This is a genomic window from Enterobacter sp. RHBSTW-00593, assembly GCF_013784105.1.
GTDB classification, from domain to species: Bacteria; Pseudomonadota; Gammaproteobacteria; order Enterobacterales; family Enterobacteriaceae; genus Enterobacter; species Enterobacter ludwigii.
Genome location: NZ_CP056393.1, coordinates 625,179 through 642,499 on the forward strand (window position 1 = coordinate 625,179; position 17,321 = coordinate 642,499).

General features: G+C 55.3%; 16 protein-coding genes. 6 read left to right on the top strand and 10 right to left on the bottom strand.

From position 1 onward, the window contains the following. The first annotated feature begins 23 nt into the window (after positions 1-23). Together deoB and deoD are read left to right on the top strand one after the other, a co-directional pair. Positions 24-1,247, top strand: a complete 1,224-nt coding sequence (deoB, locus tag HV242_RS03040; RefSeq protein WP_020885280.1) for a phosphopentomutase — start codon at positions 24-26, stop codon at positions 1,245-1,247. Between the two features lie 104 nt (positions 1,248-1,351). Then, the gene (gene deoD / locus HV242_RS03045) at positions 1,352-2,074 is read left to right on the top strand and encodes a purine-nucleoside phosphorylase (RefSeq protein ID WP_013095492.1); all 723 of its coding nucleotides are present in this window, start codon (positions 1,352-1,354) and stop codon (positions 2,072-2,074) included. A gap of 46 nt (positions 2,075-2,120) precedes the next feature. On the opposite strand, the gene HV242_RS03050 is transcribed toward deoD, so the two are convergent. From HV242_RS03050 to HV242_RS03090, 9 genes are all read right to left on the bottom strand, one after another. Beyond that, positions 2,121-2,822 (bottom strand): DUF1120 domain-containing protein, encoded by a 702-nt coding sequence (locus HV242_RS03050; RefSeq protein ID WP_014168530.1) that lies wholly within the window; start codon positions 2,820-2,822, stop codon positions 2,121-2,123. A gap of 117 nt (positions 2,823-2,939) precedes the next feature. Next, on the bottom strand, positions 2,940-3,509 hold the full coding sequence (locus tag HV242_RS03055; RefSeq protein WP_230684203.1) for a DUF1120 domain-containing protein: 570 nt from the start codon (positions 3,507-3,509) through the stop codon (positions 2,940-2,942). After that, the gene (locus HV242_RS03060; protein WP_050737521.1) at positions 3,506-5,920 is read right to left on the bottom strand and encodes a fimbrial biogenesis usher protein; all 2,415 of its coding nucleotides are present in this window, start codon (positions 5,918-5,920) and stop codon (positions 3,506-3,508) included. Before HV242_RS03060 ends, HV242_RS03055 begins: the two co-directional genes overlap by 4 nt. A gap of 15 nt (positions 5,921-5,935) precedes the next feature. Continuing rightward, the gene (locus HV242_RS03065) at positions 5,936-6,640 is read right to left on the bottom strand and encodes a fimbria/pilus chaperone family protein (protein ID WP_044857710.1); all 705 of its coding nucleotides are present in this window, start codon (positions 6,638-6,640) and stop codon (positions 5,936-5,938) included. 70 nt (positions 6,641-6,710) lie between these two features. Then, complete coding sequence (locus HV242_RS03070; RefSeq protein WP_025205500.1) at positions 6,711-7,427, bottom strand: DUF1120 domain-containing protein; 717 nt, start codon at positions 7,425-7,427, stop codon at positions 6,711-6,713. A gap of 252 nt (positions 7,428-7,679) precedes the next feature. Beyond that, complete coding sequence (locus HV242_RS03075; protein ID WP_050737520.1) at positions 7,680-8,390, bottom strand: DUF1120 domain-containing protein; 711 nt, start codon at positions 8,388-8,390, stop codon at positions 7,680-7,682. 271 nt (positions 8,391-8,661) lie between these two features. After that, positions 8,662-9,354, bottom strand: a complete 693-nt coding sequence (locus HV242_RS03080; protein ID WP_020885274.1) for a DUF1120 domain-containing protein — start codon at positions 9,352-9,354, stop codon at positions 8,662-8,664. 408 nt (positions 9,355-9,762) lie between these two features. Then, on the bottom strand, positions 9,763-10,779 hold the full coding sequence (gene lplA, locus HV242_RS03085; protein WP_014168539.1) for a lipoate--protein ligase LplA: 1,017 nt from the start codon (positions 10,777-10,779) through the stop codon (positions 9,763-9,765). A gap of 39 nt (positions 10,780-10,818) precedes the next feature. Then, the gene (locus HV242_RS03090) at positions 10,819-11,463 is read right to left on the bottom strand and encodes a YtjB family periplasmic protein (RefSeq protein WP_020885273.1); all 645 of its coding nucleotides are present in this window, start codon (positions 11,461-11,463) and stop codon (positions 10,819-10,821) included. 117 nt (positions 11,464-11,580) lie between these two features. Here HV242_RS03090 and serB point away from each other — a divergent pair, with 117 nt between their 5' ends. Genes serB through nadR form a run of 3 tightly spaced genes read left to right on the top strand, consistent with a single transcriptional unit; the run spans position 11,581 to position 15,214 of the window. Continuing rightward, entirely contained in the window at positions 11,581-12,549 is a 969-nt protein-coding gene (gene serB / locus HV242_RS03095) for a phosphoserine phosphatase (RefSeq protein ID WP_020885272.1), read from the top strand. A gap of 11 nt (positions 12,550-12,560) precedes the next feature. Further along, complete coding sequence (gene radA / locus HV242_RS03100) at positions 12,561-13,946, top strand: DNA repair protein RadA (RefSeq protein WP_014168542.1); 1,386 nt, start codon at positions 12,561-12,563, stop codon at positions 13,944-13,946. A 35-nt stretch (positions 13,947-13,981) separates the two neighbouring features. Further along, positions 13,982-15,214, top strand: a complete 1,233-nt coding sequence (gene nadR, locus HV242_RS03105) for a multifunctional transcriptional regulator/nicotinamide-nucleotide adenylyltransferase/ribosylnicotinamide kinase NadR (protein ID WP_014168543.1) — start codon at positions 13,982-13,984, stop codon at positions 15,212-15,214. A gap of 58 nt (positions 15,215-15,272) precedes the next feature. Here the strand turns inward: nadR and HV242_RS03110 are convergent, their stop codons facing one another. After that, a complete protein-coding gene (locus HV242_RS03110; RefSeq protein ID WP_032679592.1) occupies positions 15,273-16,274 on the bottom strand; it encodes a zinc-binding alcohol dehydrogenase family protein in 1,002 nt (333 codons plus the stop codon). Positions 16,275-16,382: 108 nt separating this feature from the next. Here HV242_RS03110 and HV242_RS03115 point away from each other — a divergent pair, with 108 nt between their 5' ends. Then, positions 16,383-17,282, top strand: a complete 900-nt coding sequence (locus HV242_RS03115) for a LysR family transcriptional regulator (protein WP_014168545.1) — start codon at positions 16,383-16,385, stop codon at positions 17,280-17,282. The last annotated feature ends 39 nt before the right edge of the window (positions 17,283-17,321 follow it).

Here is a 17,321-nt window from a genome sequence, read left to right on the forward strand (position 1 = left end):
AGCACTACGTACGGAGAACAATTATGAAACGTGCATTTATTATGGTGCTGGACTCATTCGGCATCGGCGCAACCGAAGATGCAGAACGTTTTGGTGACGTGGGTTCCGATACCATGGGTCACATCGCTGAAGCCTGTGCGAAAGGCGAAGCGGACAACGGTCGTAAAGGCCCTCTGACTCTGCCAAACCTGACCCGTCTGGGTCTGGTAAAAGCCCATGAAGGTTCTACCGGTAAAATTGCAGCCGGTATGGACGGCAATGCGGAAGTGGTAGGCGCGTACGCCTGGGCGCACGAGCTCTCTTCCGGTAAAGATACCCCGTCTGGCCACTGGGAAATCGCCGGCGTGCCGGTTCTCTTCGACTGGGGTTACTTCTCCGATCACGAGAACAGCTTCCCGCAGGAGCTGCTGGACAAGCTGGTTAAGCGTGCCAATCTGCCGGGCTACCTCGGTAACTGTCACTCTTCCGGTACCGTGATTCTGGACGAACTCGGTGAAGAGCACATGAAAACCGGTAAGCCGATTTTCTACACCTCTGCCGACTCCGTGTTCCAGATTGCCTGCCACGAAGAGACCTTTGGCCTGGATAAGCTTTACGAGCTGTGCGAAATCGCACGTGAAGAGCTGACCGAAGGCGGCTATAACATCGGTCGCGTGATTGCACGTCCGTTTATCGGTGATAAAGCGGGTAACTTCCAGCGCACCGGTAACCGTCATGACCTGGCCGTTGAGCCACCGGCACCGACCGTACTGCAGAAGCTGGTTGACGAGAAAGACGGCCACGTGGTGTCCGTGGGGAAAATTGCAGACATCTATGCCAACTGCGGTATCACCAAAAAAGTCAAAGCCACCGGTCTGGATGCGCTGTTTGACGCCACCATCAAAGAGATGAAAGAAGCGGGTGACAAGACTATCGTCTTCACTAACTTCGTGGACTTCGACTCCTCCTGGGGCCACCGTCGTGACGTGGCCGGTTATGCCGCGGGCCTGGAACTGTTTGACCGCCGTCTGCCGGAGCTGATGGAGCTGGTGGGTGAAGATGACATTCTGATCCTGACCGCCGACCACGGCTGCGACCCAACCTGGACCGGTACCGACCACACGCGCGAGCATATTCCTGTGCTGGTGTACGGCCCGAAAGTGAAACCTGGCTCACTGGGCCACCGTGAAACCTTCGCCGATATCGGTCAGACTATTGCGAAATACTTTGGTACGTCCGACATGGAATATGGCAAGGCCATGTTCTAAACACATCCGGGCGTATCCCCTCTCCCTTCGGGAGAGGGAGAACACCATGCAGGCCGGGCAGGCGCCGCCGCCACCCGGCAAAAACACGATAAAAGGAACTGAAGATGGCAACTCCTCACATTAATGCCGAAATGGGTGATTTCGCTGACGTCGTATTGATGCCGGGCGACCCGCTGCGCGCGAAGCACATTGCAGAAACTTTCCTCGAAGACGTGCGTGAAGTGAACAACGTTCGCGGCATGCTGGGCTTCACCGGTACGTACAAAGGCCGCAAAATCTCCGTGATGGGTCACGGTATGGGTATCCCATCCTGCTCCATCTACACCAAAGAGCTGATCACCGATTTCGGCGTGAAGAAAATCATTCGCGTAGGCTCCTGCGGTGCAGTACGTATGGACGTTAAGCTGCGTGATGTGGTTATCGGCATGGGCGCGTGCACGGACTCTAAAGTTAACCGTATGCGTTTCAAAGACCATGACTTTGCCGCCATCGCTGACTTCGGCATGGTGCGTAACGCGGTTGATGCCGCAAAAGCGCTGGGCGTAGACGCACGCGTGGGTAACCTGTTCTCTGCTGACCTGTTCTATGCACCAGACGGCGGCGAGATGTTCGACGTGATGGAAAAGTACGGCATCCTGGGTGTGGAAATGGAAGCGGCAGGGATCTACGGTGTCGCGGCTGAGTTTGGCGCGAAAGCACTGACCATCTGCACCGTGTCTGACCATATCCGTACGCACGAGCAGACGACCGCTGCTGAGCGTCAGACCACCTTCAACGACATGATCAAAATCGCGCTGGAATCCGTTCTGCTGGGCGACAAAGAGTAATGTTGTACTGCCGGGCGGCGTCCGCTGCCCGGCATGCTCTTCCCGGTTACAAATACACCACGCTGATGGTCGCCTGACCGTCAAACTCCGTATCTTCCGTTAAAGACAGATTCTTCAGATTCTCGACCGCCAGCGACACGTTCAGCGGGAAAGAGACGCTGGTGACCGCCATTGGGTCGTTTTTGCCCGCCGGCGCAACGCTCATCAGACCCAAATCTTTATTGGCGATGGTACCACCGTTGGCTTTCTGCCAGCGGCTCACGCCCGCTCCCGCGGTCACGGCCGTACGGATAGGCTCAGCGTTATTGCCGTTCGCCGTCACATCGCCTGGCGTGGTGTAGATGGAGTACGCGCCGATGTTTTTACCATCGTGCGTTTTGCCCAGCCCAAAGGTGTTCATCGCACCGCGAAGCTCACCGCCGTTAGCATTGGCGTTTTTCACCTTCAGGTTACTGCTGCCCGTGCTGGCGTTGGAATCGGTACGGTTATCCGCAATGCTCCAGCCCACCTTTGTTGGCGTTGGGCAGTTGATCGTCAGCATCACCCCTTTTTCGCCCAGCTGCGTAGCCTGGGTTTGCGACAAATCGCCAATATGAATCCTGCCAAAATCGATCACGCCATTATTGCTCAGCTCCGGTACACACGAGGCACCGGCAAGCGAGGCTTTGACTTTCAGCACGGCGGTATCGCCCGCGTGTGCGGATGTGGCCGCCAGGGCCAGCGCGACAACGAGTAAACATTTTTTCATTGTTAATCCTTAACATAAATAAAAAGCATGACATTGCGGGGTATTAACCCGTCAGTATTTGTAACGGTAGTGCTTTTCTACGCTTCACGCAGGCAGGTACCTGACGCGTGAATGGGGTTATTCCTGTGTTAATAATTCCCAGGCCATATTGCTCTCAAGAAGGGTATTGTCAGCAACATGACGAAGCTGGCTGTTATTAATGACGGGAACAATCTTAAGGGTGAAGCTCATGTGTTTACCCCGCACCGGCACGGCATTTTGCCGGGCAACGAGACCTTCATTATTTTTGATAAACGCGCGTTGCGTCGGGCTGGAGGAGGGCGTAAAACCGATACGGTCCGTCGTTTTCGCCAGCGTGCAGGCATGCCCGTCAACCACCATATTGTCGGCAATAATGGCCAGCCTCCCGTCCAGACCAAAGAGAACCCCCCCGTTGACGCCGGCAGTGGACTGCAGAAACAAGGCCATCACTCTCGGCTCCGGGCAGAAGACGTTGGCCGTAATTTCTTTGGCCGGCATCCGGTTCCAGTTCTTCTGCGAGGCGGCGATATCCGAAGGTTTGAGTTTTCCAAACGAGACAACAGGCTGCGAAAACGTAACCTGACACTCTTCACTGGACGCGCGTGCGGAGAAGAGCAAAATCATGCTGGCAAACGCCGCGAATAAAAGGGAATAACAGGTTTTCACTGGCACATTCCTTCTGCTTTTTCGTAATAGGACTCGGTATTTTTTTCTTCGCTGAGCGAATACGTGATGTGGCAAATTTTTGCCATGTTGTCGTCCACCACATACAGGGCGGGCGCATCCGTGGCGTCGGGAATAAACACGCTGCCGTTATCCATTACGCTGACGATATAACGGCTGTCTTTATCCACCACGCTAAGCCCTCTGGCGAGCCATGACCCGTCAGGGCGTTTCACGCTCAGCATTAGACGACGCGTGTTCAGCACGTGGAAATCCACCTGCGCGAATGAGCCGTAAGCTGCGGAAACGGTCTGTATCCCGTTCGATAAATCCATTCCCTGTGGCAGGGAGCTGGCATCAATGACAATCTGAGAGGTTTGCCACTCGCGCAGACCCGGCACCACGGCTTGTCCCCACGCATCGGTCCAGACGGTTCCATCGGGCGTGGTGATTTGAATACCGCTTTCCGGCTCGCTTAATCGCGCAATGCCAAAGGTGTCTTTAATCGGGTAGGGTGCAAACGTAATGCCATGACCATGCAGGGCGATGCCGCCGCTGAGGGAGGTGCTGTAATTATGCTGATTCCCGTCGTTCAGCCCTGCGGCCATGCCCAACTGTGTGTAGTGCAGGTTGGTGCTAACATTGCCGTTAAACGACTGGGTCTTGTCCTGATTGTCGCGATTGACCGAGAGGTTGTAATTGGTGTTTTGACCCCACGATCCGCTGTCCTGAATACCGAGGTTTTGTTTTTCACCCTGGCTGCGCATATAGGTACTGATGCGCTCAGTGCCAAACGGAATGACCAGATTAAGATAGAGCAGGTCGCCATCACTTGTGCCGCCCTTCTCCGTCTCACTGCTGCTGAGGGCGTGCTGCCAGTTCACTGAGAGCGACGTGTGCCCCAGACTCTTGCCCCAGGAGACCATCAGGTAGCGGGAGCTACTGCTCTCTTCATCGCCAGCATTCTCGCTGTACTGGAAAGAAAGCGAGCCAACCCACGCGTTGTTCCAGTTGAGGCTGGTATTCCAGGCGCTTTGATAGCGCTGGGATTCAGCGTCCATCGCCTCGTTTAACTCCCGGTAGCCGGTGCTGTAGGTTGATGCGCTGACCCCAAGCGTGAGTTGCTCGGGCAGGGAAAGGTGACTTTGCAATTCTATCTTGCGGCCATTTTGTTGACCGTAGAACTGCGCGCGGCTCATCTGAACGCTGGGAGAAAGGAGCCAGTACTCGGCTGGCGACCATTCCAGCATCGCCCCGAGGGCCTGATACTGCTCTGCCAGCACGCCCGCCGTGACGCCGGTGAGCTGGGGCGTAAACCGGGTTCCGTCAGAAAAATTAAATACCCAGGGCGACCCCTGTTCATCCCCGGTATCGCGAACTTTACCCAAAGAGACGCTGAGCCCTTCGGTGCGCGTCATCCCGCTCACGTTCAGTGAGGAGGAGGGAACCGTAAACGTCGTGGTGGAACCGTCGGTTTCGACCACGCTGATGTCCAGATCCACGTTACCACGCACCACCGGGACATCGGTCAGAGTAAACGGACCGGCATTTACCAGCGAAGAGTAGATAACCTGCCCGGACTGACGAACGTCAACGCGCGCCTGGTTGGTGCGGGCGATGCCGGAAATGGTCGTCGCCGGAATATTCGGTTGCAGGCCCGTTTCCGGCAGGAACTGAACGCCATTAATTTGTGCTCCACTGAACAGCGCCGAGTTGACGTTAATCTGCCCCGCCTGAATGCGAAGTTTCCGTTCTTCGAAGACGTGTTCCGCGTAGGTATAGAGATTCTCTGTGCTGCGGGTTCCGTTATCGTCGGTCAGGATAAAGTTGCTGCGCAGCGTCCAGTTCGCCACGTTGAGACCGGCGCCAATATTGCCCTGGGAAAAGGTACTGTTTCCACCGCTGCCGTACTCGTTGTAGTTGCTGAACGCACTGTAATTGATAAGACCCGCCGCACCGCCGTGCGCGTAGTATTTCGCGGCATAGAAACCATTGTCCATCGCCTCTGCGGGAACATAAATCTCAAGCGACTCCGCGTTGGGTAGCAGCGTGACGGTGGCCGTCGGGTAATCTTGCAGAAGACTATGGCAGGGCTCTTTTGCATCGATATTCAGCGGAAGAAGACCTGCCGCACGGGTAAAGTCATCATCCAGACACAGTTGCCCTTCCTCTCCCACGCGGATCGCAAGCGTACCTTTATCGACGCCGTTAATTTTTACCTGCACGGCATGCGGCCCCGGCAGGTATCGCTGGGCCTGGGAGAAGTAGTGGGCGAGGTTGGTGCTGATACCGCGGGTCGCCAGAATATCGGTATTAAAATCCATACCGGCCGCCAATACCGACTGGGCGGGCAACGTCAAAGCCCCCAGTATGGCGGCGCGAAGCGTCTGATTACGCAAAGAGAACTCAATCACCAAAACATCCCTGTCTTACTGGCGCGTCAGGGAAGCGGTAAAGCTCTCAACTTCAATCCCGTAGCGGCTGGCCGGATTGAACTCAATGGCGTTATCGGTGCCGTTAACCGGGGTGTCGGTCTGCACCGTCATGGTCTCTCCCGGCAGGATAAACGTCTTGTTGACCAGACCTTCCGTATGCGAAGGCAGTAAGGTGACAGAGGTGGAGAAACGGACCACGTAGGCGGACGGATTCTGCACCTTGATCTCTTTCCCGGTGACTGACCAGGTCAGTAATTTCCAGGCGTCGGTGACCACCGGCAGATCTTTGGGATGGATCAGGACCGGTAAATCCTGACGCAGGTTGATCCCGACCTTCACGTTTTTATCCGTGCTTTTGGGCGGAATACCTTCGAACACCACGCGTTTGTACTGTTCAACGCTAAGCGGTTTGTCGGTTTCAAGAATAAAGCGAACCTGTTGCTCCTGGCCTGGCTCGAGGCGCACCACCGGCTGGGTGACGTTGAGTTTTACCCCCTGGTCGCCCCCGATATCCCGGATGGAGGTGTAAAGCAGGGTGGGAATGCTGTCGGTGTTTTTCACGCTCATGACGCCGCCGTGGTTCGCTTCGTCAATCAGCAGCAGGGTGGTTTCAGGCACCATTCCGGCGGCAAAAAGCGAAGCCGGAAGGGCGAGGCACAGTGAGCAGATCAAACGTGTTGATGTGTGGATCGTAGACATAGTGGGTTTCATTCGCTGGTCAGGAAAAAACTCCCCATGTAACTGGAGAGTTTTGCGTCAGGGGGCTGGATTAGAGGTAAACCAGGGTGATCGTTGACTGGCCTTCAAGCTCGGTTTTGTCGGTCAGGGTCAGCTTGTCGCTTGGGGCTACGGCCAGCGCAATCTTCAGCGGGAATGCCGCGCTCATGAAGGCTAAAGGTGCACGCTGGCCGCTTTTGGAAACGGTCATGACGTCGGTGCCATCGTTGGAGAGGATGCCGCTGGTCCACATGTTCATCCAGCTTCTGCTGCTGATCGTGCCGCCGGTATACAGGGTAGCCGCGATAGGCTGTACCGCCGCGCCGTCTGCGGTAACGGAGGTCAGGTAGGTAGAAATGGCATACGCACCGATGTTCTCGCCGGCGCTGGTTTTACCTACGCCGTTCAGTTGGCTGGAGCCAGATGCCTGGCCACCGTTTGCGGTAGCGTTATCCACGTGGAACTGGTTGGCTGGCAGGCTGGCACCGGCGTTGGAGTCCGCACGATCGTCGTGAAGCGTCCAGCCCACGCGTGTGGCGGACTGGCACTTGATGGTCAGGGTGACATCTTTATGGCCTGCCTGATATGGCACGCTGGAGGAGAGGGAGTCCAGACCGATTTCACCGAAGTTGGCCAGACCCCCGTTACTGATTTCCGGCACGCAGCCTGCGCTGGTCAGTGAGCCCTGTACTTTGAGCATGGCGGTCGGTTCTGCGTAAACGGCTGTTGCCGCCATGGATAGCACGGTGGCAAGAAGAAGCTTTTTCATTGTTATTCCTTAACCTGAAAGAGAGTGACTAAAAAAGATATTTTTAGTCCGCAAAGTGCTTGCATGAATACACGTGTTAAATAACAAGCGCCGCTGATTCTATTAATGATTCACAGAATGCAATAATTAGATTTTCTAACGAGCACATTGAGATTTTATTAAGTCATTACAATCAGATATGAATGGATTTATATTCTGCTTTAAAACGGCGGAATATCTCCGCCGGAGAAAAGAAAACATGACCTTAACGTATCAGAGATAAACCAGCGTAATGGTGGTTTCGCCGCTCAGTTGAGCTTCATCAGTCGTGGTCAGGCGATCGGTATTCACAATGGCCATCGAGACTTTAAACGGGAAGACGACGTTGGTAATCGCCAGCGGAGAAGATTTGCCTGGGGTGGTCGCCGTCATAATTTCTGCGTTACCGTTGGCAATAATACCGGTATTCAGGTTACGCCACATGTATTCGCCATTGCTGTTGACGTACGCCGGGGCATAAATGGCCTGAGCCGGAAGACCATTGGCGGTAACTTCATTCACGCGCGTTGCGATGGCATACGCCCCAATCTTTTCGCCCGCCGCCGTGGTGCCAACGCCATAGGTGGTGCCAGCGCCCCAGGCATCACCCCCGTTATCCGCCGCATCGCGGATGTAGAACTGGCTGGACGTCAGGTCATTTGCCGCATTGGTATCTTCTTTATTGTCCGCGATGCTCCAGGCCACTTTGGTCGCTGAAGGGCAGGTAATGGTTAACGACATGTCCTTTTGACCCATCTGATTCGTCTGGGTAGGAGAAAGTTGATCCAGGGCGATGGTGCCAAAATCGATTGAACCGCCATTGCTTAATTCAGGCGTACAGGACGCATTATTCATTTTGCCTTTCACCTTCATCACAACGGTAGAGTCGGCGAGCGCAGCGTGAGAAGCCACGGCAATCAGAGTGGCGAGAAGAAGTTTTTTCACTGTTATTCCTTAACCAAAAAGTGGACATTTTCTTGTGTGCGTGTAATTAACGTATTGATTCACAAGCGCGGGAATTCTATTAATGGTCAGAGTTATTTGTGAAATGAGAAATTCTACACTCGGTTGTGAGTTTAATTAAGGGCTGTAAATACAATCATGTATGTATTTACGTCTTGCGAATAATATGATGGATGCAGTATGAATAAAGGAATAAAAAACGGCGAATTAAATTCGCCGTCAGAGATACGTTATCGCCTGAGCGATAATTTAATTAGAGGTATTTCAGCGTAATGGTCGCCTGACCATCCAGTTCGGTATCTTCGGTAATGCTCAGTCTGTTGGTATTCCTGATTGCCATGGAGACTTTCATTGGGAATACGGCTTCGGTAAAGGCCATCGGCACGAGTTCACCCGGTTTGGCGACGGACATGGTTTCGTAGTCATCCAGAACAAGACGACCCGTCGTATTTTTATTCCATTTAGTCAGATTAGTGCCTCCCGCGGTAATCGCATCAGCAGGTGCGCCGTCTACCGTGACATATGGCAGGTTGGTATACACTGCCCATCCGCCAATCTTCTGGCCCTCTTTGGTAAAACCTAAACCGCTTGTGTACTGAGGGCTGAATGTCGAGCTGCCATCAACGGCAGAATCATCGACTTCAATATAATGGCCATCAGCCAGACTGTCTTTGCGGTTGTCGTACATTGTCCAGCCGACTTTGGTCGCAGAATTACAGGTAATTGTCATGGTGATATCACGCTGGCCGAGCTGGTTATCCTCAGTCGCGCTCAGTGAGCCCATTGATATTTTGCCATAATCTACTGCACCGCCGTTGCTCATTGTAGGAGTACATGACGCGTTGGTCAGTTTGCCTTGCACTTTCATGACGGCGGTGTTAGCCGCATGGGCTGCGGTCATGGACGTTGCCGCAGCGATGGCCGCGACAAGAAGAATTTTTTTCATTGTTGTTCCTTAACGAAGAGAAATTATAGAGCTGTCGACTAGTAATGTAATCAATAGGTTTTATATATGGGTGTAACCACGGGCAGTAGTATATTGTGGCTGCTCTAAATGGTGTATTTAGAATTTCTAAACGGGCAGTAATGAAAATATAAAAGCATAGATGGTGTGAATATTTTCACGCATTTTACGGGCATATTTCCGCTTTTATTGTTCAATTTATTATTGAAAGTTATTAGCGGTTTTCGTAAGGCCGGGAAGCATTCAATGCCCTTCCCGACGATAATATAATATTTTTTAATGAGATGGGGCAGGCTGGATCCCTGAAGCCTGCTTAAAAAATAAGAATAAGACGTTATCGCGTAAACAGGTTACATCACTCGCCCGGCGAAGCACGCCGGGCAACATGGTTTAGCGTACGGCCTGCGAAAGCCAGGCTGAAAGCTCGCCCAGCTCGATTGCCTGATCGGGGAACTCGCCACGTAATGCCTCACATGTCAGCTGCACCGTGTCGGCCCGATACAGGCAGCCCTGTAAGCGGCTGGCCAGCGCCTCCAGCGGCGCAGGGTTCAGGCTGTCCGTAAAGACCTGCGCCCGGGTAATGTGGCCTTTTTCCACGTCAAAATGAAGCTCCACGCCGCCCCAGGTGAAGCGCTCGTCCAGCAGGTGCGAGAAGGCCGGCGCCTGACCAAAGTTCCACTCCCAGCTGCTCTGACGGGCAAAGGTTTCCGCAAAGTTTGGCAGGTCAGGGGTGTTATCCGGGGAGATCACTTCGGCTTCGACCCGCTCACCGTAGTGATCGAAAAACGCTTCGCGGATGGCATCGCAGATCTGTTCGTGGGTGATGCCCGGCAGTAATTCGATCAGGTTGGCGACGCGGCCACGCACGGAGGTGATACCTTTGGCCTGCAGTTTTTTCTTATCGGGATTAAGGTAATTCGCAAGACGGCTGAGGTCGGCATTCAGCAACAATGTACCGTGATGGAATCCCCGGTCCAGGGTTTCACGGTAGGCGGAGCCGGAGACTTTGCGATCCCCGTCGGGGGTTTTGACGACCAGATCGTTGCGGCCTGACGCTTCGGCAGTCACGCCCAGCGATGTCAGGGCGTTAAGCACAATCGCGGTGGAAATGGTTTTATCGTATTCAGGTTTGCCCGCCATAAAGGTAAAGCAGGTATTGCCGAGGTCGTGAAATACCGCGCCGCCGCCGCTGCTGCGTCGCGCCAGGCGGACGTTATCCTCTTCCATACGCCGGGTATTACACTCTTTCCAGGGATTCTGCGCACGGCCAATCACCACCGTATCGGCGTTGCGCCATAAAAATAACACCCGTTGAGTGGCTGGCATCTGACGGAAGATACACTCTTCTACCGCGAGATTGAACCAGGGATCGTGAGAGTCAGAGATAAGCAGGCGTAACGTCGTCATGGCAAAGTTCCTTTTCCGAATCGTAAGCCTACTTTATCACTATTCTTTCTTATCGCCCTCGTCCTCTTCGGGCACCGATTTACTGGCGGTCAGGAGGAAAGGCGATTGCTGCCAGCGGGTGCGTTTACCCTGCAGCAGCGTGCGTGCCAGCACCACACCGATGGCCAGCGAGAGTAGCAGCATCAGGCGCAAAATATTGGTGGTGTTGTCCACCTGTTTTGCTTCGGTGGGCAGGGTGTGGGTGTCGAGCGTCAGGCGCAAATAGCCGAGCGGACCATTTTTCCCCTGCACGGGTTCGACGATCTGCTGATTGAAATAGCCGCCGGCTTTTTTGCCGTCCAGCGCCAGCCTGTCACGGACGTCAACGTGCTCACCGGCGCGGGCGATCAAGTCGCCCTGTTCGTCGTAGACACCGGCATCAAGAATGCGGCTGTTTTCGGTTAACTGGCGTAATATCTGACCTATGCGCTTCTCGTCCGGCGTTTCGGTGCGCATCGCCGGGGCGATGTTGAGCGTGACCTGACGCGCCAGAGTACGCGCCAGTTCCTCAAACTGCGGGTTACGTTGCCGCTGGTGATTCTGGCTGAACCACGATGCTCCTTGCATCAGCGCGACCAAGAGTGCGAGACATATCAGGACAATCACGGCACGATGAAGTCGGAATTTCAGTTTTGCGCGAGCCATATTCCACCTGCTGAAAATTTACGGCTTAATGTTGCCAGAAGTGATGGTTACAAGGTAGCCTCATGCGTTATTTTCCCTCTGGAACCTTCCGGCGCGAACGAATTCACAGGAGCTTCAATGCCGAACATTACCTGGTGCGACCTGCCTACGGATGTCTCTTTATGGCCAGGATTGCCGCTCTCTTTAAGTGGTGATGAGGTGATGCCTCTGGATTACCACGCTGGCCGTAGCGGCTGGCTGCTGTACGGACGCGGCCTGGACAAGCAACGCCTGACCCAATATCAAACCAAACTGGGTGCAGCGATGGTCATCGTGGCGGCTTGGTGCGTAGAGGATTATCAGGTCATCCGCCTGGCAGGTTCCCTGACGCAGCGCGCGACCCGCCTGGCGCATGATGCCGGCCTGGACGTGGCGCCTCTCGGCAAAATTCCACACCTGAAAACGCCGGGTCTGCTGGTGATGGACATGGATTCCACCGCCATCCAGATCGAGTGCATCGACGAGATCGCCAGGCTTGCCGGCAGCGGCGAGCTGGTGGCCGATGTGACCGAACGCGCGATGCGCGGCGAGTTGGATTTCACTGCCAGTCTGAGACAGCGTGTGGCAACCCTGAAAGGGGCGGACGCGAACATTCTGCGCCAGGTGCGTGATGAGCTGCCGTTAATGCCGGGGCTGACGCAACTGGTGCTGAAGTTAGAAACGCTGGGCTGGAAAGTGGCTATCGCCTCGGGCGGGTTCACCTTCTTCGCCGACTACCTTCGCGACACGTTGCGCCTGACCACCGTGGTGGCGAATGAGCTGGAAATCATGGACGGCAAGCTGACCGGCCAGGTGATCGGCGATATCGTGGATGCCCAGTACAAAGCCAATACCCTGACCCGTCTGGCGGAAAAATATGAAATTCCTGTCGTCCAGACCGTTGCCATCGGTGATGGCGCGAACGACCTGCCGATGATCAAAGCGGCAGGCCTTGGCATTGCCTACCATGCCAAGCCTAAAGTGAATGAAAAGACGGAAGTCACCATCCGTCATGCTGACCTGATGGGGGTGTTCTGCATTCTCTCCGGCAGCGTGAATCAGAAATAACGAGGTAAACCGTGGCGAAAGCTCCAAAACGCGCATTTGTCTGTAATGAATGTGGTGCGGATTATCCGCGCTGGCAGGGGCAATGTAGCGCCTGTCATGCCTGGAACACCATCACCGAAGTGCGTGGTGTGGCGGCTTCGCCGAGCGTGGCCCGCAATGAACGCCTGAGCGGTTATGCCGGCAACGCCGGTGTCGCGAAAGTGCAAAAGCTCTCGGATATTAGCCTCGAAGAGCTGCCGCGTTTCTCGACCGGCTTCAAAGAGTTTGACCGTGTGCTCGGCGGGGGAGTGGTGCCGGGCAGTGCGATCCTGATCGGCGGTAACCCGGGAGCGGGTAAATCAACACTGCTGTTGCAAACGCTCTGCAAGCTCGCCGAACAGATGAAAACCCTGTACGTCACCGGTGAAGAGTCCCTGCAGCAGGTGGCGATGCGTGCGCACCGTCTTGGCCTGCCAACCGGCAACCTCAACATGCTTTCGGAAACCAGCATCGAGCAAATCTGCATGATTGCCGAAGAAGAGCAGCCGAAGCTGATGGTTATCGACTCCATTCAGGTGATGCACATGGCGGATATCCAGTCTTCACCGGGGAGCGTGGCGCAGGTGCGTGAAACCGCCGCCTATCTCACGCGCTTTGCCAAAACGCGCGGTGTGGCGATTGTGATGGTCGGCCACGTCACGAAAGATGGCTCGCTGGCAGGGCCGAAAGTGCTGGAGCACTGTATCGACTGCTCCGTCATGCTCGACGGCGATGCCGATTCCCGTTTCCGTACGTTGCGCAGCCACAAAAACCGTTTTGGTGCGGTGAACGAGTTGGGCGTGTTTGCCATGACCGAGCAGGGGCTGCGTGAAGTCAGCAACCCGTCTGCCATCTTCCTCAGCCGGGGCGATGAAGTGACCTCCGGTAGCTCGGTGATGGTGCTCTGGGAAGGGACGCGTCCGCTGCTCGTGGAAATTCAGGCGCTGGTGGATCACTCAATGATGGGTAACCCACGGCGTGTGGCCGTTGGCCTGGAACAAAACCGCCTGGCGATCCTGTTGGCCGTACTGCACCGCCACGGCGGCCTGCAGATGGCGGATCAGGACGTGTTCGTCAACGTGGTCGGCGGGGTCAAAGTCACTGAGACCAGTGCGGATCTGGCGCTGCTGCTGGCAATGGTCTCCAGCCTGCGTGACAGACCGCTGCCGCAGGACCTGGTGGTGTTTGGTGAAGTGGGTCTGGCCGGGGAGATACGCCCGGTGCCAAGCGGCCAGGAGCGCATCTCCGAGGCGGCGAAGCACGGCTTTCGCCGCGCCATTGTGCCCGCCGCCAACGTGCCGAAAAAAATCCCCGAAGGGATGCAGGTCTTTGGCGTGAAGAAACTCGCAGATGCGTTAAATGTCTTTGACGACTTATAATTACGTATTCGATTTTGCAGGAGGCACCGTAATTTATGTCATCATTTGACTACATCAAGACCGCAATCCGCCAGAAAGGCTGCACGCTGCAGCAGGTGGCGGATGCCAGCGGCATGACCAAAGGCTACCTGAGCCAACTGCTGAACGCCAAAATCAAAAGCCCCAGCGCACAAAAGCTGGAAGCGTTGCACCGCTTTCTGGGGCTTGAATTCCCGCGTATGCAAAAGAACGTCGGCGTGGTATTTGGCAAGTTTTACCCGCTGCATACCGGGCACATCTATCTTATCCAGCGTGCCTGTAGCCAGGTGGACGAGCTGCATATCATCATGGGTTACGATGAAACCCGCGACCGTCAGCTGTTCGAGGACAGCGCCATGTCGCAGCAGCCGACCGTGCCGGACCGCCTGCGCTGGCTGCTGCAGACCTTTAAGTACCAGAAAAACATTCGTATTCATGCTTTTAATGAAGAGGGCATGGAGCCGTATCCGCACGGCTGGGATGTGTGGAGCAATGGCGTCAAAGCGTTCATGGACGAAAAGGGGATCACCCCGAACTGGATCTATACCTCTGAAGAGTCCGATGCGCCGCAGTTCCGCGAGCATCTGGGCATTGAAACCGTGCTGATCGATCCAAAGCGTACCTTTATGAACATCAGCGGGGCGCTGATCCGCGAAAACCCGTTCCGCTACTGGGATTACATCCCAACCGAGGTAAAACCGTTCTTTGTGCGCACCGTTGCGATTCTGGGCGGCGAGTCGAGCGGGAAATCGACGCTGGTCAACAAGCTGGCCAACATCTTTAACACCACCAGTGCGTGGGAGTACGGGCGTGATTACGTCTTCTCTCATCTGGGTGGTGACGAGATGGCGTTGCAGTACTCCGACTACGATAAAATCGCGCTGGGTCATGCGCAGTACATTGATTTCGCGGTGAAATACGCCAATAAAGTGGCCTTCATTGATACCGATTTCGTCACCACCCAGGCGTTTTGCAAAAAATACGAGGGACGCGAGCATCCGTTTGTGCAGGCGCTGATAGACGAATACCGCTTTGACCTGGTGATTTTGCTCGAAAACAACACCCCGTGGGTTGCCGACGGGATCCGCAGCCTCGGCAGTTCCGTCGACAGAAAAGAGTTCCAGAGCATGCTCATCGACATGCTGCACGAAAATAACGTGGAGTTTGTGCATGTGGAGGAGTCAGATTACGACAGCCGTTTCCTGCGCTGCGTAGAGCTGGTGAAAGAGATGATGGGGGAGCAGGGGTAATTCCCTCATCCTAACCCTCTCCTGAGGGAGAGGGCCGGTGTGAGGGGGAACACCCCCCTCAATACTCAACCACCACTTTGCCACGCATATGCCCGTCCAGCACTTTTCGGTGCGCTTCGGTGATGCTTTCGACGCTCAGCCCGTGCAGCGTTTCGCTCAGTGAGCTTTCCACCACGCCGTTATCCACCAGCTTCGCAACCTCGTTTAAGATCTCGCCCTGACGCGCCATGTCGGCGGTCTGGTACATGCTGCGGGTGTACATAAACTCCCAGTGCAGCGCGGCGGATTTGGATTTCAGCTTATCCTGGTTCAGCGGATGTGCGTTCTCAACGATGGAGCAGATATGCCCCTGCGGTGCGATCAGTTCACTGACGGCATCCCAGTGGCCGTCGGTATCATTGAGAATGAAAATGTAATCCACAAACGTCAGGCCCTGTTTAGCCAGTTCACCTTTCAGGTCCCGGTAATTCACCACGTGATCGGCGCCGCGATCGCGACACCACTGAGCAGAATCTTCCCGCGAGGCGGTCGCGACGATCTTCACATTGCTGCGATGTTTCGCAAACGGGATCGCCAGCGATCCTACGCCGCCCGCGCCGCCAATAATGAGCAGCGTTTTGTCCGGGCCGGCATCCTGGATATTCAGCCGTTCAAACAATCCTTCCCAGGCGGTGAGGGCGGTTAACGGCAAGGCGGCTGCGGCAGCCCAGCCGAGGCTTGCCGGCTTATGCCCGACAATGCGCGCATCGATCAACTGATGGGTGGTATTGCTGCCCGGGCGGGTAATATCGCCCGCGTACCACACTTCATCCCCCGGTTTAAAACCGCTAACGCCTGCACCCACGGCTTTCACAATGCCGCTGGCGTCCCAGCCGAGAACGCGTGGTTCTGTCAGGCCGCTTCTGACGATGCCCGCGTGAACTTTGGTATCGACCGGGTTGATGGAAACGGCTTTTACCTCAACCAGCAGATCGTGCTCGCCGGGCTGCGGCATCGGTTGGGTAATTTCAATGAAATCAGCAGGACTGTCTGGATTAACGGCAATGGCTTTAACTGACATGGTGAGCTCCTTTATGGAAAGCGTGTTGTTGAGACTAGTCTATTAAGTGCTCAGTCGCGTGATAAGATGGACAATTAAGAACGAAGTGTTCGTACAGGATGAACAATCATGTTTAAACAACTTCAGGACATGGCGCTGTTTGCGCTGGTGGCAGAGTTGGGCAGCTTTACCGCGGCGGCGCAGAAAGCTGAGCTGCCGAAATCCAGCGTCAGCCAGCGAATCAGCCAGCTTGAGCAGCAGGTGGGGATCCGCTTGCTCAATCGTACTACGCGCAGGCTGAACCTGACGTTCGCCGGCGAGCACTATCTGGTTCACTGTCGCGAGATGCTGGCGGCAAGTGAACGGGCGGAGTATGCCATTCAGCGGCTGCGTGAAAACCCCAGCGGTCGACTGCGCATCACCTGCCCGGCCGGGATCGGCGCGACGCTGCTGGCGCATTTGAATGCGGAGTTCCAGCTCCGCTATCCGGACGTTTCGCTTGATGTGTCCATTTCTGACGACGTGCTCGACCTGGTCGAGTCAGGTTTTGACGTGGCGCTGCGTACCGGTAAGCCGCAGGACTCCTCCCTGATTGGCCGTATGATCGGTCATTGCCCGCGTTATATGCTGGCCTCACCGACTTACCTGGCGCGCCGGGAGCCTCTGACGCATCCCCGGCAGCTGGTGGAACACCGCTGTATTACCCACAAGGCGTGGTCTGAGTGGCTGCTGCAAAGCGAAAGTGAGGATTACCGTTATCTGCCGGATAACGCCCATCTGACGGATAATCTGGTGTATGCGCGCGAATGTGCCATCGCCGGCGCCGGGATCACGCTGCTTCCCGCTTTTTTGCTTGAGGATAAGGTTGAAAAGGGCGCGCTGGTGAAGGTGCTGCCGGAGTGGAACGTCGAGGGGAACGATTTGTGGCTGGCTTACCCGAGCCGCAAGCTGAACTCGCCGGCGCTGATGCGTTATATCGACTTTGCGATGCAGTGTGATGAGGTGAAGCGGTTTTACGTGGGTGGGTGAACGGTGCGTCACTCACAGGGTGTAGGAACAAACAAAAAA